Genomic DNA, 21,619 nt, shown 5'->3' on the forward strand with positions numbered 1-21,619 from the left:
TCTACAGCAGCTGGATAAGAAAATTTAGGTAGTGCTTTTATTATTTTGACTAAAATATAGTTGACAGGAAATAAGTCATTGATTAAAATATCTTTAATATTGATAAAGCGATGAAAAGATAAGTAAGTTTGCAAGTAACGTTTTAGAGAGTCCTGTTGCTGAAAAGGGACCGTGATGGTAAGCTGAAAGTAACTTTGAGCTATATGGTGAAAGTTAGTAGCTATTATTGGGTACACCCATTAACGTGTTAGCGTATCGCAGTATGCCGTACGTGAAGTGACTGTGTTTTTGTCATCTTTAATGATAATTATTGCAGTAATATAGGTGGTACCGTGCTTAAGCACCCTTGATTTTCAAATCAAGGGTGCTTTTTTATTACCTAAATAAATTCATCAAGGCCCTTTATCTATATTAAGTGTTTATATTTTTCAGGAGGAACTGTAATGGAAGAAATTGAAAGAGATGTTAATACCAAGCCTTTATCATGGAAACAATATTTAGTAGTTGCATCATTGCTATTCGGTCTATTTTTTGGTGCCGGTAATTTAATTTTTCCACTTCATTTAGGCCAGCTTGCAGGAGCAAATTGGGGAATGGCCACTTTTGGCTTTTTAGTAACGGCTGTGCTTTTGCCACTATTAGCCGTTTTAGCTATTAGTGCCAGTCATGCTAAGGGGGTTTACGATATTGGCAAACCTTTAGGAAATAGTTTTGCTCTCGCGTTTATGGTTTTAATCCATTTGACCTTAGGACCATTATTTGCCACACCGCGGACTGCGAGTATTTCCTTTTCAGTTGGCTTGCAGCCGGTATTGCCGAAATCAGCCACTAAGCCGGCACTTTTAATATTCTCGGCAATATTCTTCATTTTGGCTTTTATTATTTCTTATAAGCAATCTACGATTTTGACCAGTATCGGCAAAATTTTAAATCCTTTGTTTTTATTGCTGTTATTTTCAATTTTTTTATTAGCTGCTATTTCTCCAATGGGTGCTGCCAAAAATCAAAATGTTACTGCGGCTTATCAAAGTGCACCTTTCTTTAATGGTTTTTTGGAAGGGTACAACACTATGGATGCACTGGCTGGATTGGCTTTTGGCTACACAATAGTTTCAGCCGTACGCCAACTTGGAAAAACTTCGGCGAAAAGTAACGCAAAAGTGACTGCCAGAGCCGGTGTGATTGCCACAAGTGCAATTGGTGTCATTTACGTTGGTTTAATTTGGGTTGGAGCAACGACATTAAACCAATTTAAAATTTCTGCTGAAGGCGGTACTGTCTTTAACCAAATAGTGACTTATTATCTGGGTGACTTTGGTCATGCTCTACTTGCTACGTTAGTTACACTAACCTGTTTAACTACAGCTGTCGGTTTGATTGCCGCTTTCGCGCAAGACTTTCACCGCAGTTTTAGTAAAATTAGTTACCATGGCTGGCTGACAATTATGACTATTGTTTCCTTCATTACTGCTAATTTTGGTTTGGACACAATTATTTCCTGGTCAACGCCAATGTTAATGTTTTTATATCCAATCGCTATGGTCTTGATTATATTGTCGATTTCTGGTTCGTTATTTGACCATGATCCAGTTGTTTACTTCTGGAGTATCGTCTTTACTTTTATTCCAGCCATTTTGGATATGATTGCGTCTTTTCCTGCGCTAGTTAGCAAACAAGCATGGGCACTACAATTAAGAGCATTCCAATTACAATTTCTTCCTTTTGCTGACATAGGTATGGACTGGGTTATTCCGGCAGTTATTGGATTAGCAATCGGTTTTATTGTTCACTTTTATCATAAGCAAAAAAGTAATTAATTGTGTAAATATTGTTCGATTTCTCAAGCGCATCTTTTGACAACAACTGTTTATAAAAGTAGATTAAAGAAAAAGCAGTTTTGTTAATGTAAAAGGTAGGATTGAGTATTTTGAATAATATGAACATGAATCATAGTGAAAATATGAATCATTCAATGGACGCCAACTCTTCGATGAAAATGGGTAGTCATGACATGATGATGCATGGCGGTCATATGATGCATATGGGTAATTTGAAAAGAAAGTTTTGGCTTTCATTAATATTATCTTTGCCAATTATCTTTTTGTCCCCTGCAATGGGGGTCCATTTGCCATTTCAATTTTCATTTCCAGGTTCTGAATGGGTCGTAGCCATTTTTGCCACAATTCTTTACTTCTATGGCGGTGAGCCCTTCTTATCAGGTGCATTTTATGAAATAAAAGCAAAAAAGCCTGAAATGATGACTTTGATTTCTTTAGGCATCACTACTGCTTATATTTATAGTATTTATGCTTTCGTTGAAAACAATTTACTAAGCAGTAAAGTCCATGTAATGGATTTCTTTTGGGAATTGGCAACTTTAATTTTAATTATGCTTTTAGGACATTGGATTGAAATGAAGTCCGTGATGAATGCGAATAGCTCAGTTCATGATTTGGCAAAACTTCTGCCAGATAAAGTTCACGTTCAAAATAATGGCCGAACAGAAGACGTAGCAATTAATGCTGTCCAAAAAAATGCTGTTATATTAGTCAAAGCCGGTGAAAGTATCCCACTTGATGGCGTGGTATTAAATGGTTCAAGTCAAGTAAATGAATCGCTCGTTACTGGAGAATCAAGTGCAGTTACGCGCAAAGAAAATGACAAGGTAATTGGTGGCTCAATAAATGGCTCTGGTACTTTAACTGTCAAAGTTACTAGCTCCGCAAATTCAGGTTTCTTGGCCAATGTTAATAAGTTAGTGCAATCTTCTCAAATGAATAAATCACGGCTGCAAAACTTAGCCGATCGGGTTTCCAGCTGGTTATTTTATGCCGCACTTGTTTTTGGTATTATTGCTTTAATCGTTTGGACCAGTTTACGGGGAATTTCTGGCGGTCTTGAACGGATGGTAACTGTATTAGTTATTGCTTGTCCTCATGCACTCGGTTTGGCTATTCCTTTAGTAAATGCCAAAAGTACCTCGATTGGTGCCAAAAACGGCTTGCTCATTAGAAACCGCAACGTTATCAGTGTTAGTTCAAAAATAAATTATCTTCTTTTAGACAAAACGGGAACTTTAACTGAAGGCAAATTTCAGGTAAGAAAATATGATAGTTTAAATAAAGCATATGATTCTGCTGAAATCATCAAACTGATCGCTTCACTTGAGCAAGATTCTAATCACCCGATTGCGCAAAGCATTTTACAGTTTGCTAAGGAAAAAAATATTGAGCTCTATCCATTGTCAAATAGTAAGACTTTGGATGGTAAAGGTGTTTCTGGAACTTTAAATGGAAAGGAATATCAACTTGTAAATGAAAAAGCTGCTAGAAGTTTGGTGAGTCATTTCCCGGAAATTGATGCTTTAAATTACACTTCCAGCTATTTAGTTGCAGGAAATGAACTTTTAGGTTACGTAGCAGTTGGTGATGAAATAAAGAAAAATGCAGCAGCTTTGATTAAGCAAATTAAAGATCTTAACATTACCCCGGTGATGCTAACCGGCGATAATGAAAAAGTCGCTCAGAGTATTGCGCAGAAACTAAAAATTTCCGAGGTTCACTCAGGCTTAATGCCAGCTGACAAACAAAAAATTGTCGCGCACCTTCAGGAAAAAGGAAACAAAGTCATGATGGTGGGAGACGGCATCAATGATGCTCCTAGCTTAGCTAAAGCTGATATTGGTGTAGCTATTGGTGCAGGAACTGATGTTGCCGTGGACTCAGCTGATGTTGTTTTAGTGAACAGTGAACCACTTGATATTATTAGTTTCCTCAACCTTGCTCAGCATACTCAAAGAAAAACCATCGAAAACTTATGGTGGGGAGCAGGCTACAATATCATAGCTTTACCACTGGCAGCGGGTATACTTGCACCATGGGGAATTTTGCTATCACCTGCTGTGGGAGCGATTTTAATGTCTTTGTCAACAGTTATCGTAGCTATTAATGCTGAAACACTAAAAATATAAATATCTAGTTAAGGCACTCAATAAGAGTGCTTTTTTGCTAAAATAAAATAAATTTTAAAATTTTAAAATGATACCCCTTTTATTTTAAAATATTGAAAATAATACTAAAAACCTGTATTATAAGTGCAAGAGAATATTACTGCTTTAATAGCTTAAATACTAACATTTGAAAAAGGAGATTTAGTATGAGTAAAGAAGAATACCGTGTTGAAAGTGATACAATTGGTCCTGTTAAAATTCCTAAAAATGCACTGTGGGGTCCTCAAACTGAGAGGAGTCGTAACAATTTTCCCAGTGGCGAATTAATGCCACTTGCAATTATTCGTGCTTTTTTACATTTAAAAAAAGCTGCAGCCGAATCAAATGTAGAAGTTGGCGCTGAACCAGCAGAAAAAGGACAAGCTATTGAGGAAGCGATTGATCAACTATTAAAATTAGATGATCATGAATTGCGTCAAGATTTTCCTTTACACGTATTACAAACAGGTTCTGGTACTCAGAGCAATATGAATGTTAACGAAGTAGTAGCAAATTTAGCTAACAAGATGCATCCCAATTTGAATATTTTGCCTAATGATGACGTTAACAGAGGACAATCTTCAAACGATACATATCCCACAGCAATGAACATTGTGGCAGTGGAAGCTTTAGATAAACTTGAACCGGCTGTGCAACACTTAATTGACGAACTCAAAATTAAGCAGGACAAGTATTGGAAAACCGTCAAAGTTGGCCGTACTCACCTGCAAGATGCTACTCCGATAACTTTTGGGCAAGAGGTTTCAGGCTATATTTCAGCTTTAAAACATGATTTATCTTATATTCAAGAGCTTAAGCCTACATTGTATGAACTGGCGATTGGTGGTACTGCTGTTGGGACAGGCCTTAATGCTGCACCTGGAATGACTGTCAAAATTGCTGACAAACTGTCTCAAGTCTACGGCCATGATTTCAAAGTTAATACCAATAAGTTTTGGGGGTTAGCTCACCATTCTGGCATAGATGTTGTCCATGGTGCTTTAAAAACCTTGGCTGCCGATATGTTTAAGATAGCCCAAGATATAAGATTCTTGGCATCAGGTCCCAGAGCAGGCTATCACGAACTTAATATTCCGGCTAATGAACCGGGTTCCTCAATTATGCCTGGCAAAGTTAACCCTACTCAGGCTGAGGCGGTGACTATGGCAGCTGCAAAGGTTTTTGGCAATGATACTACTATCACTTTTGCTTGTTCCCAAGGCAATTTTGAAATGAATGTTTATAAAACTGTCATGATCACAGCTTTTCTGGATTCTTGCGACATTTTAACCGGTACCATTAATGGTTTTGCTGATAAAATGATTGCCGGCTTAACGGTAAACGCTGAAAAAATGGACGATTTGCTTGCAAGTTCTTTAATGACAGTGACGGCTTTGTCACCTCATATTGGCTATCATGCAGCTGCTAAGATTGCACAGACTGCGGATAAAGAAGGTACAACGCTTAAAGAAGCAGCCCTTAAAAGTGGCAAATTAACTGAAAAGGAATATGATGAATGGATGGATTATATGGAGATGACCAATATCTCTCAGACTAATCCTGAAAAATAAATCTTTTAAATTTCTGTAGAGGAGAAATCAATGGGTAAATTTGTTTTTACGCCTAATAAGGCTTCTGAAATACAAGAAAGTTACGACGCAATTATAATCGGTGCAGGTGGTGCCGGCTTAACTGCAGCTATTCAGGCTCATGAATTAGGGCTGAAGGTTGCAGTCTTTGAAAAGAATTCTGATTTAGGTGGAAACACAAACAGAGCTTCTTCTGGAATGAATGCTTCTGAAAGTCTTGTTCAAATAAAACAGGGAATTATAGACGATAAAGAAGACTTTTACCGTGAAACTCTTAAAGGCGGAGGAATGATGAATGACCGTGAACTTTTACGCTACTTTGTCGATCATTCTGCTCTTGCAATAGCTTGGCTAATGGATCACGGGATAGAGCTAACTAATTTAACTATTACTGGTGGGATGAGCAAGAAGAGAGCTCACCGTCCAGCTTCAATGGCCCCGGTCGGCAATTATTTGGTTACCGGTGCTTTAAAGCAAATACAAGAAGATAAAATACCAGTTTTTAATAATGCAAAAGTAACTAAGCTTTTACAAGATAACAAACAGCAAGTTACGGGTGTCCAAATTGTTACTCCAAAAGGAGAAGTAAAAGTAAGTGCAAACGCTGTGCTATTGGCTTCAGGTGGCTTTGGCTCGTCTAAAGAATTAATCAAAAAATACCGTCCTGATCTTGTAAATTATCAGACTACGAATCAGCCTGGGGCTACTGGCGATGGTTTAAAACTTGCTAGTCAAATTGATGCACAACTAGAGCAAATGGACTTTATTCAAGTGCACCCAACTGCACAAACTGATACTGACCACGTCTACTTGATCGGAGAAGGCTTAAGAGGAGAAGGAGCTATTCTCGTTAACAAATCTGGTAAAAGATTCGTCAACGAGTTAAGTACACGTAAAATTGTTTCTGACGCCATTAGCAACTTAAATGAGAACGGTGCTTTTTTGGTGTTCGATCAAGGTATTAGAAATAACTTTACTGCTGTTGAATTTTATGATCACGTAGGATTGGTTAGTCACGGAGAAACAATTTCTGATCTAGCTCAAAATATTGGTGTCACAGCTTCGAACTTGAATGAAACTATTACTAATTGGAATGAGTCTGTCACCAATAAAACAGATAAAGAATTTGGCAGAACAACAGGAATGGAGCATCAAATTGCGCAGGGACCATTCTTTGCAATTCATATTAACCCGGCTATCCACTATACTATGGGCGGTATCCATATCAATCCCAAGACCGAAGTTTATGATACAGACGGTAACATTATTAAAGGCCTCTATGCTGCGGGAGAAGTTTCAGGTGGATTACACGGAAATAACCGAATTGGTGGCAACTCGATTGCTGAAACTGTCATTTTTGGTAGGCAGGCAGGAATACAAATGAGCAAGTTTGTCAAAAACCAATAACTATAATTTAACTAAATTGGCGCTTAAAAAAAGTGTCAGCCGTTGATAATATTGTTAGGTATTTTGTTAGTTTCTACGCTTTGTAAGCTGGGGTTTTGCCAATAATTTGTCTACTGTTTTTTATTTTACATAAGCTAAATTATGTTTAGCAATTTTCAAGCTCTTTGTCGTCCAGTAGCGACGAAGGGCTTTTTTATTTTAGGTTTTTAGGTAAACGGGTATGCCCAAAATACTAATTTTTACCTTATTAACAAACTGAATTTTAAATATGTAAGACTGTTTTTATTTTTAAAAAATTAAAAAATAAATTATTTATTTTAAATATTGCAAATAACAGAAATAAAATTTATAATGTGGATGTAAAGGATTACATTTTTAAAAAATTTGAAAGGAAATGACTTAATGAATAAGAAGGTATTATTGGTTGGAGACGGAGCTGTAGGTTCAACTTTTGCAAATGACTTGTTGCAACATACTAGTGTTGACGAGCTGGTAATCTGTGATGTGGTCAAGAATCGTCCGGTGGGAGATTCAATGGATTTGGAAGATATACTGCCTTTTACAGAGGAGTGTAATATTCATTCTGGTGAATACTCTGATGCAAAAGATGCTGCTGTGGTGGTAATTACAGCAGGTGTTCCCCGCAAGCCAGGAGAAAGTCGGCTTGATCTTGTGAATAAAAATGTTAGCATCTTGAAAAGTATCATTCAACCAGTAGTCGAATCGGGCTTTGATGGTATTTTCTTAGTTTCTGCTAATCCAGTTGATATATTGACAACTTTAACCCAAAAACTATCTGGCTTTCCGAAAAACAAAGTAATTGGGACAGGTACATCACTAGATACTGCTCGTTTAAAGGTTGATTTAGCCAGAAGATTAAATGTTCCGGTGGCTGGGGTTAATTCCATGGTTTTAGGTGAACACGGTGATACTTCATTTGAAAACTTTGATGAGTCAACTGTGGGCGGTAAGCCACTAACAGAATTTGCTCATATTGATGATAATATTTTGAACCAAGTTGAACTGAATATTCGTCAAAAAGGTGGAAAAATAATTGAAAATAAAGGTGCAACTTTTTATGGCATTGCGATGATGTTAACGCAAATTGTTACCGCAATATTGACTAACCGTTCAATTGCTTTGCCTTTATCTGCACCAATTAATGGTGAGTATGGCATTAAAAGCGAACTTTATTTAGGCACACCTGCAGTAGTTGACGGGTCTGGAATCAGCCAGGTGATTGAGACTGAACTTTCAGAGTCTGAAAAGGCAAAAATGGTGGATTCGGCTGCCAAAATGCAAGAAGTACTAAATAATATTGCTTTAGATTAATTAAAAAGAAGGCATGAATAATGCAGGTTGGTAAGAGAATTTTTTTACAAAGAAAGCTTCCCGCAAAAGAAGTAGTTTCTGCATATAAAAAGCTGCCCTCATCAAATGTGGCTGACTGTATGAATAGGACAGGTGCAATGTCGCCCAGAATCAGGCTGATGTCGCACCCACATGAAGAAATGTGTGGTCCAGCTTTTACAGTTCATAACCGCCCAGGTGATAATTTAACTATTTATGCAGCTTTAAAATATTGCCAAGAGGGTGATGTGGTGGTCATCGATAATGAAAATGATAATACCAGGGCAGTTATTGGTGAAGTTATGATGACATGGCTACGGGATCAAAGACATGTAGCTGGTGTAGTAGTTGATGGGCCAATAAGAGACATTGATAGTTTAAGCAACTGGGATTTGCCTATTTATGCTGTAAGTACCACTCCAGATGGCCCTTATAAAGAAGGACCAGGAGAAATTAATGTACCGGTTTCTTGTGGTAACGTAAGTGTTAACCCAGGTGACGTCATTTTAGGCGACGCTGACGGTGTTATCAAAATTGCTCTGGAAGAAGCAACTGAATTGTTGCCGATTGTTCAGAATTTTCATGAAAAGGATGAGGCAAAAGCAGCTAGTTTTCATGATGGTTCAGGAAATATAGATTGGCTTGATGACGAATTAAAGAATAAGAATTATAAAATTATCGACGATTTTTATCGCCCGGAAAATTATAGGTAATTACTATGAAAACACTTGAAAAAGTTAATTATAAGGGTTTTGTTTTACCTTTAGTGATTGGCGTGATTCTATGGGGCATCACACCGTTGAGACCTGGCGGCTTGTCAGCTTCCGCATGGGAGATGTTTGCCATTTTTGTAGCAACTATTGTTGGCTGTATTACAAAGCCTTTGCCCATAGGTGGTACTACTTTAATCGGACTGATAGTGACGGTTTTAGTTGGTTTGGCTCCAATCAAAGATGTTGTAGATCCCAAAACTGGTAAAGTGACATCTGGCATTCTCAGCGCCTTTAGTAATTCTGCTTCTTGGCTAATTGCTATGGCTTTTATCATGGCTTATGGTATTAGCAAAACCGGTTTAGGTAATCGAATAGCGTATTGGATGATTGAGAAATTTGGTAAGAAGTCCATTGGTATTGGCTATGCTATTACCGGTTTGGAATTAGTTTTAGGAGCTTTAATACCATCAAATAGTGCACGTACAGGTGGTGTAGTTTGGCCGGTGACAGAATCAATCTCTAAAGATTATGATTCTGATCCTAATGATCCTTCAAGAAAGAAAATCGGAGCTTATCTTAGTTTTACAGCCTTCCAAGCCAACATTCTGTCAACTGCTCTGTTTATTACAGGTGCTGCTCCTAATATGGTTGCTTCTCAAATGGCGGCACAGAAAAATTATAATATGACCTGGATCAGCTGGTTTACAGCTGCGATAGTTCCTGTTCTAGTTGCAACTATTATTATTCCAGTTGTGATTTATAAGATTTTTCCTCCAGAAATTAAAGAAACTCCCAATGCTAAAAAATGGGCCTGTGACCGTTTAGCAAAAATGGGACCAGTGACAAAGCCTGAAATGATTATGTCAATAGTATTTTTGCTGGCTATTATATTATGGGTTTTATCCGGAATCTTCAAAATTCCTCAATTAGATTCTACTTTTGTAGCCTTTTTAGCTGTCGGCTTGTTGCTATTAACTGGTGTCTTAACTATGAAAGATGCTTTAAACCAAACTGGAGCTTGGAACATTCTAATTTGGCTGTCAATTTTAATATTTATGGCAAGTAAACTTATTTCTTTTGGTTTCATTGACTGGTTCTCCAAGACTATTCAGACTAGTCTTCACGGAATAAGCTGGCAAATAGTATTAGCCGTTTTAGTGATCTTGATGTTTTACACCCACTACTTCTTTGCAAGTGGTACTGCACATATGACAGCATTATACCTGCCATTCTTATCTGTTGCTGTTGCTACAGGAGCTCCATTAGGATTATCAGCTATGCTCTTGGCATTTACCGGTGCAATTAATGCTTCAACTACTCACTATGCTAACGGACCGGCTTCTATATTAGCTACAACTGGTTACATTAAGCAGAGTGAATGGTGGAAATATAATTTTATTTTAGGAATTCTCTATTTACTGATTTTCGGCGTAATAGGCACTTTATGGATGAAAGTTATTGGAATTTGGTAAATGCTTAAGGCAAACAATTTTATAACAAATGATGGCATTCGAATAACTTATTACGATACATTAAAAAGTGGTCAGCCTATTTTAGCGGTTCCTGGCATAGGTAGTTATGCAACATTATGGCAAGAAGCTGTAAAGCTTTTCACAGAAGATTATCGCTTTATCATAATTGATCCTCGAAATCAGGGACATTCTCAAAGAACATTTAAGGGGCAACGTATTAGTCGCCATGCAGCTGATTTAGCCGAGCTCATTAGCAGATTAGATTTAAACAATATTATTGCTGTTGGCAATTCCATGGGAGCCGCAAACATTTGGGCTTATGTTTCACTATTTGGCTCGCAAAGATTGCAGGCAATTGTTGACTTAGATCAACCTCCCAAAATGATTCAAGACAGCACTTGGCACTATGGGTTTAAAGATTTAACTTGGAAAAATTATCCGGATTATTTAAAGGCAGATCAGGGCAGTGGTATTTATGCTCATATCAATGATGAGATGTTTAAAAAGGCCAAAATTGAAGCCCAAAAATATCCGTATAATGCTGAAGAAAATTATCTTTGTCGAATAGATCATGCTGAGCAGGATTGGCGGGACGTTTTAGTTAGCTTAAAAGTTCCTATGCTCGTTTTAGCAGGACAAAATTCACCCTTTTTTGATTATCATTTTGCCTATGCTACAAGAGAATTGAATCCTAAAATTGACACAGGAATAATAGCAAATTGCGGTCACTTAATTCAGGCGGAACAGCCTCTGAAAATGTATCAAGAAATCATGAAATTTTTGCAAGAATTTTAGCTAAAGTGAGAACCAAATAAATGGATAAAACAATAGAGCTCAATTTAAATTTTCCAGACACAAAAACAAGATGGGAAAATTTCTTAATTAATCAGGGAATTACAGATTTCAGCTTCCGCGAAGTTGACGTTCTTGATCATACTATTGGTTTAATAGATGAAGATGGCCATTTGGTTGGAACTGGTAGTATTGCGGGCAAAGTTCTTAAATACATAGCAGTGTCAAATGATGAAGCTGTTCACGGGGCACGCTTTAATCAAATAGTGTCGGCTTTGCAAGAATACCTTTTTGGTCAGAAAATTTATCATTCATTCGTATTCACCAAGGCAAAATATTCGTCTAGTTTCGCCCATTTAGGCTTTAATGAGTTGGCTCATACTGATACTGCGGCTTTTTTAGAAAGTGGAACACCAAGTATTCAAGACTTTTTAACAAAAATGCCTAGAATTAAAAACCAAAATCAAAAAGAAGTTGCGGCAATTGTAATGAATGCTAATCCATTTACTTTGGGCCACCAAAAGTTAGTACAACTGGCAAGTAGTGAAAATGATTTGGTGTATGTTTTTGTAGTGGCTACAGATGCTTCTTTATTTAAAACAGCTGAAAGAATGGATTTAGTAAAAAAAGGAACTGCCAACTTTAAAAACGTGGTGGTAGTCAGTGGTGGAGATTACCAAGTTTCACGCTCGACATTTCCGGCTTATTTTTTAAAGTCACCTGATGAACTAATTACAACACAAACGGCGATTGACGCTTTAATTTTTAGAAATATTATTGCACCAAAATTGACAATTAAGAAACGTTATCTGGGTACTGAGCCATTTTCAAGGACGACTAATTTCTATAATCAAAGTTTACAAAAAATACTTAGTCCCACTATTGAGGTAAAAATTGTCCAACGCTTTCGTGATAACGAGAAAATAATTACGGCAACTAATGTGCGCCAATTGGTCAAAAATAGTGATTTGAAAGATATTTCCACTCTAGTTCCACCAACTACAATGAATTTTATAAATGAAAATTATCAAATTTTACAAGAAAGAATAAAGAAAGGAATGAACATTGATGGAAATTAAAACTGTTGGAGTAGCAGGAACATTAGAATCTTCAGATATTCAGATAATGATTTCTGCTGGTCAAAAAGGAATTGAAGTTGATCTGGATTCAGAAGTAGCTAAATCATACGGTGATCAGATCAAAAAGGTAATAACTGAAACCCTAAATAAATTTGGTATTACTAACGCAAAAGTTAAGGCTACAGACAAAGGAGCTCTTGACTGCGTAATTGCTGCAAGAACATTAGCAGCTGCACAAAGAGCAACTGAAACTACTGACAAGCCGAGATTGGAGGTATTGCAATAAATGACTTATGTTAAAAATCGTTTGCGTCGAACAATGATGTTTGTACCAGGTAATAATCCTGCAATGGTTAAAGACGCTGGCATTTATGGAGCTGACTCTATTATGCTGGATTTAGAAGATGCAGTTTCATTAACTGAAAAAGACGCAGCCAGAATGTTAGTATTTAATGCTATTAAAACAGTTGATTTTGGTGGCGCTGAAATAGTCGTTAGAATTAACGGTCAAGACACTCCTTTTTATGACGAAGACGTAAAGGCAATGGTGCGCGCTGGAGTGGATGTTATTCGCCTGCCTAAAACTGAATCGGCCGCTATGATTAAAAAATTAGTAGCGGATATGGAAGATGCTGAAGAACGATATGGAGTGCAAAAGGGCTCAATTGGTGTTATGGCAGCGATTGAGAGTGCAAAAGGTGTTCTTAATGCTCCTGAAATTGCAACAGCTACACCATTAATGATGGGCTTAGCCGTTTCTGGTGAAGACTATACTGCTGATATGCACACACACCGTTATCCGGATGGACGTGAGTTAGAATTTGCCCGCAACATGGTATTGCAAGCTGCTAGAGCAGCCGATGTTTATGCTTTCGATACTGTGTTTTCTAATATGAATGATACAGAAGGATTTTACCGCGAAACCAAATATATCTATGAACTAGGTTATGATGGTAAGTCTTTAGTTAATCCAAGACAAATACCTATGGTTAACAAGGTATTTAACCCTACCAAGGAAGAAATTGAAAATGCTCTTTCTGTCCAAAATGCTATCCAAGAAGCAAAGGCAAAAGGCTCAGGCGTTATCTCAATGAACGGTAAAATGGTCGACAAACCAGTTGTTGAGAAGGCTAACCGTGTTATTGCAACAGCTAAAGCATCGAATTTAATTGATAAGGAGGGTAATTACATTGGAGAATAAAGTAAAACGCAATTTGCCTGATGATTTGATGACAAAAATGAATCTTAAACCATTTGCATCTGTGGAAATAGGTAATCCTGAAGTGAAAAGAGTGGCCCCTAAGGTGCAAGTTACTACGGGAGAATCAAAAGTGGTTGATTCTTTAGCAGATGTTATTAAGAAAACTTTAAAAGATGGTATGACTATTTCTTTCCACCATCATTTTAGAAATGGTGATTTTGCTTTTAATAAAGTAATGAATCTAATTATTAAAATGGGTTATCAAAATTTAACATTAGCTCCATCTTCCTTAACCGGTGTTATGAATGACACGGTGATTGAAGCAATAAAAAAGGGTGTTATCACAAATATTACTTCATCGGGAATGAGGGGCAGCTTGGGAGATTTTGTTTCCCATGGTGGTTTGAAAAACCCAGTGATTTTCCGTTCTCATGGCAATAGAGCTCGTTCTATTGAAGAAGGAGAAATCAAAATTGACGTGGCATTTTTAGGTGTTCCAAATGCTGACCCAGCTGGTAATGCCAATGGTCAAGAAGGGGACGCAGTTTTTGGATCTCTGGGCTATGCTTTGATTGATGCACAATATGCTGATAAAGTAGTTTTGCTGACTGACAATATAGTTGATTATCCAAATACGCCTGCCTCAATTAAACAAACTCAAGTAGATTATGTTGTGAAGGTTGATCAAATTGGTGATGCTGATAAGATCGGTTCAGGAGCGACTCGTTTTACCAAAGATCCTAAAGAACTGAAAATTGCACAAACTGTTAATCAGGTAATTACAAATTCACCATATTATAAACAAGGATTTTCTTTCCAAACTGGATCCGGTGGTGCTGCATTGGCAGTGACCAGATACCTAAGAGAATCTATGCTAAAGGATGGGATTAAGGCATCATTCGCGCTAGGCGGTATAACTAAGCCTACGACTGATCTCCTTGAAGAAGGCCTGGTCAAGAAAATTATGGATGTTCAGGACTTTGACAAGGGTGCTGCAGCTTCAATGGCTCAGAATAAAGACCAACAGGAAATTGATGCCTCCTGGTATGCTGATCCTCATAATAAGGGTGCCGTAGTAAATAACTTAGATGTGGCCATTCTCTCAGCTTTGCAAATCGATACCAATTTTAACGTTAACGTAATGACAGGTTCCGATGGCGTTATTCGTGGCGCTATTGGTGGTCACCAGGATGCTGCTGCAGCAAAAATGACTATTATCACCGCTCCGTTAGTACGTGGACGCAACGCTACAGTAGTCCCAGAGGTTGAAACAGTCGTTACACCAGGAGATTCAATTGATGTTTTAGTGACTGAAAGAGGAATTGCAATTAATCCTCGCCGTAAAGACTTAATAGCTGCCTTTGCTAAGGTTCCTGAACTCAATATTGTTGAAATCAAAGAACTGCAAAAAATGGCACAAAAACAGGTTGGAACACCAAAGCCATTAGAATATACTGATCGTGTTGTTGCTTTAATTCAGTATCGGGATGGTACTATTATTGATACAATTAAGCAAGTAAAAGATTAACTAATTATTTTGCTAAAGTGTGAGAATGAGGGTAAGACTTGTTCTCACACTTTTTAGTTCTAATATAAAAAGAGAAAGAAGATGATAAAATGGTAAAAACAATATTTACTGAAGGAGAACCACAGAGTATTACAGAGGTATTAGCTAATAAGGATGAAAGGGTAGAGTTGCAACAAACAATATTTCACAAGTTTCCTGAATGTACGCTGCTAGATGTTAAATTAAACATTCCCGGCCCTATTAAAAACAATCGCTATTTAAAAGAAATTTTTGCTTCAGGTATTCTAAATTTAGAAGAAATTTTGCAAAATAGCAAGTTACCTTTTACTTTGTATGAACATTGGGAGAGAGCAGCAGGTTCAGAAAACTTCTATCTCGTTAATGCTGATTATCGTTTAGTTAAAAAAAGGGCAGTTGAATTTGAAAATAAACAAAAAATTAATCGGCTATTTGATGCCGATGTATTAATTAAAAAGCAAAAACAGGCAATATCCCGCAAAGATCTGGACTTGCCTGTTCGCAAATGCTTTTTATGTTCAAAACCCGCTAAAGAATGCGCTCGCTCAAGAACACATTCAGTGGCAGATCTGCAAAATTATATTACAAGCTTATATAATGAAGAGTTCTGTAAAAATTCCGCAAATTAAAGTGCCTCATTTTTGCGTAAAACTCTTTCAGCTATACCCGAAGTGGTAATTAAATGCGTTATTATGCCAGATCTAAGAGCCCCCAAAAGTGCATCTTCCTTAAACCGGTTTTTAACAATTACAAACCGATCAGGAACTGCAAAAATGTCGGAAAGACTGATGCCAGATATATGAGGCTCAATTGGACTATAAAAACGACCTTTAATATCATAAGGTCTGCCAAAAATAATTCCTGCTAACTGATTTTTTTCAATTCCAGTAAACAGTTTATCAGCATAATAATCCATAAAAAATTGCCCTGATTCCAGTGATTGCATGGTACCAATACTTGCAAATACCAGATCAAGTTGTGAAAAATATTTTTCAATATATTGATAATAAGGTTCTTGCTGAATTTTTTTGACGAGTCTCGGATCAATTGCATAAAGAGGTGCGGGGAAGGTTAAACTTTTTGCATTAAATTTGTCAGCAGCATGCTGAATAAGCGGCTGCTTGCGTTTACTAGAATTTACCACTTGACCTAATAGTTGAATAAATGTCAGGTCAGCGCGAGTTTCGGCTGAAAAATCATCAATAATGTCTCTTAAAAGTGTCCCCCAAGTTAATCCCACGACGTGAGCAGAATTAATATAGTTTTGAATTTGTTTGGCGGCAAAGTTGACAATCATTTCATTGTCTTGATTTTTAGTTTCTTTATCTTCTAAGATATAAACTTCTTTCAGATCGAAAAGTTTTTGAAACTCCCGTTCAAGATTTTGCGCTCTTTTGGGACTTTGATAAATACTAATTTTTACAATACCCTTGTCTTCCGCTTCGTCTATTGCTTTTGCAATAAGATAACGAGAAAGGTTGTATTTCTTAGAAATTTCAGCAATATTTAACTTACTTAAAAAATAGTCATGTGCAATATTTGCAATTTGCTCATCTGTTAACAATGTCATTTGGTTATTCCTATTCTTCATACTCTACATTTATTTTAATTATATTAGAAAAAGCGCTTTAATACTATAACCTAAACAACTTTTTAAAATAAAATATTTTTCAGAATATCAGAAAAATATATTTATTTTTTCTTACTCTAATAAATCGCAAAACTTCGCATGTGTAATTTTTTGCAAATCTTGTGGTTTTAAAAAGACGCTGCGGCCAATTTTACCACTTGAAACTGCTATCTCGCTTTCTTTAGACATGCTTTTATCAAGAAAAATAGGAAAATGATGTTTGAAATAAATACCAATAGGCGTGTTGGCACCGTGAGCATAACCTGTAGTCTTTTCCAAATCTTTTAAAGGTAACATTTCACATTTTTTGTTCCCAGAATTTTGCGCTAGTTTTTTCATGCTTAAATGTTCTGTTACTGGTACAACCCCTACCAGAACTTTAGTATTATTTCCAGAACAAACGAGAGTTTTATAGACCAAATGTTCTTTCTCGTTTAAAATGGATGTATCCATTTGTGCTACACCACCTGAATCCTCGTGGGTGGCAAACTCTGCTTGACGATATGGAATCTTGTTCTTGTCTAAAATTTTTTCGACAAGTGTTTTTTCAATATTATTTTTCTTTTTTGACATATAGATCACCCTTTTCATGATAGCATTACAAAAAGGGAAAATAAAAAGGAAGTTTAAAAAATAATGAAATTATTGATTATTAAAATTGAAACCTGTCACGAAGTTGAAGATGCTTTAAACATATTTAGTAATGATGTCTTGCATTGTTTGGGCACTGAGACCCGAAAACGGTCTGACTTTGAACATGCTGGCTGGAAATCCGACTCAACAATGATTAAGCTTGATGAAATAAATGATTTACCAGAAGATTTACAGTTTTTAGCTTATTTTGATAGTGATCAAGATAAAGAAAAATTGATTGAAGAATACAAGCAAAAGTTATCTGAATTAAAAAGCTATGGTTTAAAAATAGGTAAAGCAGAAATAAGTACATCCTACATTAAAGATGAGGACTGGAATACTGTTTGGCAAAAGTTTTATCATCCAATTGATTTTTCCCGCCATTTGGCAATAGTACCTGAATGGGAAGAATATCAGCCGGCTTTTAAAGATCAAAGGTTAATAAAATTAGATCCTGGTTTGGCTTTTGGCACTGGCTCGCATGAGACAACGCAGTTAGCCCTAATTGGACTTGAGCAAACACTTATAAGACCCAAAAAAGTTTGTGATGTTGGCACTGGTTCAGGAATCTTAGCTATTGCTTCCTCTTTTTTGGGAGCCAGTTCTGTTCTGGCAACTGATATTTCAGACGAAGCAATTACTGCTGCTCGTGAAAATATTTCTTTGAACGATTTAACTAATATTAAACTTAAAAAAACCAGCTTATTAGATAATGTTCAGGGTAAATATGATATTATAGTTGCTAATATTTTAGCGGAAATACTCCTTGATTTGATTCCGCAGTTAAATAAGCATCTCTATGAGGGTGGACAAGTCATTTTTTCAGGAATAGATTGTTCTCAGGCTGCTAAAATAAAGAAAGCTTTAAGCGAAAATGGCTTCCAGGTTGTCCTATCAATGCAAAGTGGCCGCTGGGTAGGATTAATTATTGAAAGAAAAGATAACTAAAATGAGTTATAATAGATAATTAAATTAGTAAGGGATTAGCAAGTTGATTGACAAAATAAAAAATATACCTGTAATTAAGAAGTTAAATAGTTATGAGGTGACACCAGTCATTTACTGGAGCGTTTTAGTCATGATCCTACCGTTATTATTTAGTCTTTTTTCAATAGGGACTATTTGGCGTGTAAGTTTATTATTTATATTAGCTAACAGCTTTATCAGTTACCATGTTGGTAAACTAATTAAAAAACGTAATCTCAAACATTATTGGCTGTTATTAATGCCTGGGTGTTTTTGTTTAATCGTTTTAATTAAATATGCCAATTACAACTTTCTGTTTGGGTTAATCTACCTCATTTTAGAAATTTTTGGCGTAATGGATAATCAAATTTATGCATAGTATTAGAAGGGTCGATTTATATGTCAAAGTACATTGAAATGACACATGAGCAGGTGATAGATACCTGTAAAAAATATATGAATGATGATCAAATTGCATTTGTCGAAAAAGCTTATGAATTTGCTGCAAACGCGCATAAAGAACAAAAAAGAGCTTCAGGACAACCCTATATTGTTCATCCTACTCAGGTTGCCGGTACGCTTGCTAATTTGAGTCTTGACCCTGACACTGTCGCTGCAGGCTTTTTGCATGACACTGTAGAAGATACGCCAGTTACAAATGATGATATAAAAGAAAAATTTGGCAAAGATGTTGCCTTTATTGTTGATGGTGTTACTAAACTAAATAAATACCAGTATAAATCACACCAGGAATTTTTAGCTGAAAACCACAGGAAAATGCTAATAGCAATGGCTAAAGATATTCGGGTAATTATGGTTAAACTGGCTGATAGACTTCATAATATGCATACTTTAGAGCATCTGCGTCCCGATAAACAACGCAGAATTGCTTCAGAAACAATGGATATTTATGCACCTTTAGCAGATCGTCTGGGTATTGGAACAGTTAAATGGGAACTTGAAGATATGAGTTTTCATTATTTGAATCCTAAAGCTTATTATCGCATTGTTAATTTAATGAGCCTTAAGCGTAGTCAAAGAGAAAAATATATTCAAGATGCTATCAAGACACTTAAGGAAAGCTTGGACAGTCTAGGAATTAAATATGAAATATATGGCAGACCCAAGCACATCTATTCTATTTATAAAAAGATGGTTAACAAACATAAGGATTTTAATGAAATCTATGATTTGTTAGCTGTACGGGTTATCGTTAAAACAGTTAAGGACTGTTACGCAGTGCTAGGAGCTGTTCATACGAAATGGAAGCCAATGCCTGGCCGTTTCAAAGACTACATTGCTGTTCCCAAAGTAAATGGTTATCAGTCTCTTCATACGACTATTATTGGTCCTGGCGGCCGCCCACTTGAGATACAAATTAGAACTGAACAAATGCATGAAATTGCCGAATATGGTGTTGCCGCTCACTGGGCTTATAAAAGAGGTAATTTTAAGGGTGTAGAACAAACTAGTTCAAATGAAAAATTGGATATGGTGCGCGAAATTTTAGAATTAAAAGACGAAACTCAGGATGCTGATGAATTTATGAAAAGCGTTAAGAGTGAAATCTTTTCTGATCGTGTTTATGTTTTTACTCCCAAAGGTGAAGTTTATGAACTGCCAAAAGGGTCAGTAACCTTGGACTTTGCTTATGAAATTCATACTCAGGTTGGCAGTCATGCTGTTGGAGCTAAAGTTAACGGTAAATTGGTACCTTTAGACTATAAGCTGAAAAACGGCGATGTCATTGAAATTATGACACAATCAAATGCGACGCCATCTCGTGATTGGGTTGATTTGGTTAAGACTTCCCGTGCTCGCAATAAAATTAGGCGGTATTTTAGAAACCTTGACCGAGACCACAGCATCGAGCAGGGTCAGCAAATGGTTGCTGATAAATTGCGTGATCAGGGACTTTCACCAAAAGAATTCATGTCTAAAGATCATATCGAGCCACTTTTGGAACAAATTAATTATCATACTGCTGATGAGATGTATGCTTCAATAGGCTTTGGTGATCTTTCCGCCATTGGTGTAGTTAATAGGCTGACAGCTGATATACGCCATGAAAACGAGAAAAAGAAACAAAAGCAGTTAGAAGAAGAAATTCTTAACTCTGGGCAAAAATCTGTCTCGGAAACTACAACCACTAAAAAAGATTCTAAAGCAATGAAAATCAAGCATAAAAATGGTGTCATGATTCAAGGAATTAGTGACTTGATGCTTCATTTAGCTAAGTGTTGTAATCCCGTCCCAGGAGATGAAATTGTTGGTTACGTTACTAAGGGCCGCGGGGTGACTATTCATAGAACAGATTGCCGCAATATTGTTAATAATGATGATAGCCAGGGCAGATTGATTGAAGTTCAATGGGAAAATGTTGAAGAAAACAGTGCCCAAGCATTTAATGCCAATATTGAAGTTTTTGGTTACAATCGCGGAAAGCTGCTTACTGACGTCATTACCAAATTAAATACACTGACACCAAATATTAATAATATTTCAGGTAAAGTAAATGAAGATAACATTGCTCATATTTATGCGACAGTTGCGGTTAATAATTCTGCACAATTAGACGGAATTTTATCAAAATTAAGAGATATTCCTGATGTTTACCAAACAAGGAGGGCTGATAATTAATGCGAGTTGTCGTCCAAAGAGTAAATAATGCCAGTGTCAAAATTGCAGGCAAAACGGTTGGCCAAATTAATAAAGGCTTGTTATTGCTGGTTGGCTTAAAAGAAGGCGATGGAGTAGAGCAGATTAAAAAGGCTGCTACTAAGATTGCCAAAATGCGAATTTTTGAAGATGAAACTGGCAAAACCAATTTGGCAATTAAAGATGTTGGCGGACAAATCTTAAGCGTGAGTCAATTTACTTTATTAGCTGACACTAAAAAAGGTAATCGACCAAGTTTTATCAAAGCTATGAAACCACCAAAATCCGCGGAATTATGGGAGCAGTTTAATGAAGAGCTCAAAAAGCAGGGCTTAACTGTTGAAACCGGAGAATTTGGTGCAGATATGCAGGTTGATTTACAAAATGATGGTCCTTTTACTATTGTGTTGGATCTGTAAAAATTAGGCTTAACTGCACTACAGGTTGACTTTTTGCCTGGAAAACTATAAGCTAAAAAAGAATTATCAATGACAAAGACTGAAGTATAGTTTTTAATTTCAGAGACCGTCTGTTTTGCTGAAAAGACGGAAAACAAACTAACTGTGACCCCTTTACCAGATAATAAGCGCATCGC

At 36.5% G+C, this 21,619-nt stretch carries 18 protein-coding genes and 1 other annotated feature; of the genes, 16 read left to right on the forward strand and 2 right to left on the reverse strand.

Annotated features, from left to right (window positions below; all coding sequences use genetic code 11):
- Positions 1-101 precede the first annotated feature (101 nt).
- Positions 102-351, forward strand: a binding site (T-box leader).
- Between the two features lie 92 nt (positions 352-443).
- From brnQ to citX, 13 genes are all read left to right on the forward strand, one after another.
- Entirely contained in the window at positions 444-1,817 is a 1,374-nt protein-coding gene (gene brnQ, locus H3R29_RS08840) for a branched-chain amino acid transport system II carrier protein (protein WP_198203087.1), read from the forward strand.
- Between the two features lie 101 nt (positions 1,818-1,918).
- Positions 1,919-3,970: a copper-translocating P-type ATPase gene (locus H3R29_RS08845; protein ID WP_370567400.1), complete on the forward strand. Its 2,052-nt coding sequence runs from the start codon at positions 1,919-1,921 to the stop codon at positions 3,968-3,970.
- Between the two features lie 185 nt (positions 3,971-4,155).
- Positions 4,156-5,559 carry a class II fumarate hydratase gene (locus tag H3R29_RS08850; RefSeq protein WP_198203086.1) on the forward strand — a complete coding sequence of 468 codons (1,404 nt, stop codon included), beginning with the start codon at positions 4,156-4,158 and terminating at the stop codon, positions 5,557-5,559.
- Between the two features lie 30 nt (positions 5,560-5,589).
- On the forward strand, positions 5,590-6,984 hold the full coding sequence (locus tag H3R29_RS08855) for a flavocytochrome c (RefSeq protein WP_198203085.1): 1,395 nt from the start codon (positions 5,590-5,592) through the stop codon (positions 6,982-6,984).
- Between the two features lie 402 nt (positions 6,985-7,386).
- On the forward strand, positions 7,387-8,316 hold the full coding sequence (locus H3R29_RS08860) for an L-lactate dehydrogenase (RefSeq protein WP_198203084.1): 930 nt from the start codon (positions 7,387-7,389) through the stop codon (positions 8,314-8,316).
- Positions 8,317-8,336: 20 nt separating this feature from the next.
- A complete protein-coding gene (locus H3R29_RS08865; RefSeq protein WP_046324908.1) occupies positions 8,337-9,047 on the forward strand; it encodes a dimethylmenaquinone methyltransferase in 711 nt (236 codons plus the stop codon).
- A gap of 5 nt (positions 9,048-9,052) precedes the next feature.
- Positions 9,053-10,519 carry a DASS family sodium-coupled anion symporter gene (locus H3R29_RS08870; RefSeq protein WP_198203083.1) on the forward strand — a complete coding sequence of 489 codons (1,467 nt, stop codon included), beginning with the start codon at positions 9,053-9,055 and terminating at the stop codon, positions 10,517-10,519.
- Complete coding sequence (locus H3R29_RS08875; protein ID WP_198203082.1) at positions 10,520-11,314, forward strand: alpha/beta fold hydrolase; 795 nt, start codon at positions 10,520-10,522, stop codon at positions 11,312-11,314.
- A 20-nt stretch (positions 11,315-11,334) separates the two neighbouring features.
- On the forward strand, positions 11,335-12,390 hold the full coding sequence (gene citC, locus H3R29_RS08880) for a [citrate (pro-3S)-lyase] ligase (RefSeq protein WP_198203081.1): 1,056 nt from the start codon (positions 11,335-11,337) through the stop codon (positions 12,388-12,390).
- Positions 12,380-12,676 (forward strand): citrate lyase acyl carrier protein, encoded by a 297-nt coding sequence (gene citD, locus H3R29_RS08885; protein WP_198203080.1) that lies wholly within the window; start codon positions 12,380-12,382, stop codon positions 12,674-12,676. Before citC ends, citD begins: the two co-directional genes overlap by 11 nt.
- Complete coding sequence (locus tag H3R29_RS08890; protein WP_122026116.1) at positions 12,677-13,591, forward strand: aldolase/citrate lyase family protein; 915 nt, start codon at positions 12,677-12,679, stop codon at positions 13,589-13,591.
- Positions 13,581-15,119, forward strand: a complete 1,539-nt coding sequence (gene citF, locus H3R29_RS08895; protein ID WP_198203079.1) for a citrate lyase subunit alpha — start codon at positions 13,581-13,583, stop codon at positions 15,117-15,119. The genes H3R29_RS08890 and citF overlap by 11 nt, the downstream gene beginning before the upstream one ends.
- Before the next feature lie 89 nt (positions 15,120-15,208).
- Positions 15,209-15,766 (forward strand): citrate lyase holo-[acyl-carrier protein] synthase, encoded by a 558-nt coding sequence (citX, locus tag H3R29_RS08900; RefSeq protein ID WP_198203078.1) that lies wholly within the window; start codon positions 15,209-15,211, stop codon positions 15,764-15,766.
- Here citX and H3R29_RS08905 read toward each other — a convergent pair.
- Positions 15,763-16,707, reverse strand: a complete 945-nt coding sequence (locus H3R29_RS08905) for a sugar-binding transcriptional regulator (RefSeq protein WP_046324900.1) — start codon at positions 16,705-16,707, stop codon at positions 15,763-15,765. The two genes, citX and H3R29_RS08905, sit on opposite strands and share 4 nt — an antisense overlap.
- A 132-nt stretch (positions 16,708-16,839) precedes the next feature.
- Entirely contained in the window at positions 16,840-17,340 is a 501-nt protein-coding gene (gene ybaK, locus H3R29_RS08910) for a Cys-tRNA(Pro) deacylase (protein ID WP_046324899.1), read from the reverse strand.
- A 63-nt stretch (positions 17,341-17,403) separates the two neighbouring features.
- On the opposite strand from ybaK, the gene prmA reads away from it, so the two are divergent.
- From prmA to dtd, 3 genes are all read left to right on the forward strand, one after another.
- On the forward strand, positions 17,404-18,348 hold the full coding sequence (gene prmA / locus H3R29_RS08915; RefSeq protein WP_198203077.1) for a 50S ribosomal protein L11 methyltransferase: 945 nt from the start codon (positions 17,404-17,406) through the stop codon (positions 18,346-18,348).
- 417 nt (positions 18,349-18,765) lie between these two features.
- A complete protein-coding gene (locus H3R29_RS08925) occupies positions 18,766-21,006 on the forward strand; it encodes a bifunctional (p)ppGpp synthetase/guanosine-3',5'-bis(diphosphate) 3'-pyrophosphohydrolase (protein WP_110446137.1) in 2,241 nt (746 codons plus the stop codon).
- Entirely contained in the window at positions 21,006-21,443 is a 438-nt protein-coding gene (gene dtd / locus H3R29_RS08930; protein ID WP_198203076.1) for a D-aminoacyl-tRNA deacylase, read from the forward strand. Before H3R29_RS08925 ends, dtd begins: the two co-directional genes overlap by 1 nt.
- The last annotated feature ends 176 nt before the right edge of the window (positions 21,444-21,619 follow it).

Source organism: Lactobacillus sp. M0393, assembly GCF_016102025.1.
Lineage (GTDB): Bacteria > Bacillota > Bacilli > Lactobacillales > Lactobacillaceae > Lactobacillus > Lactobacillus melliventris.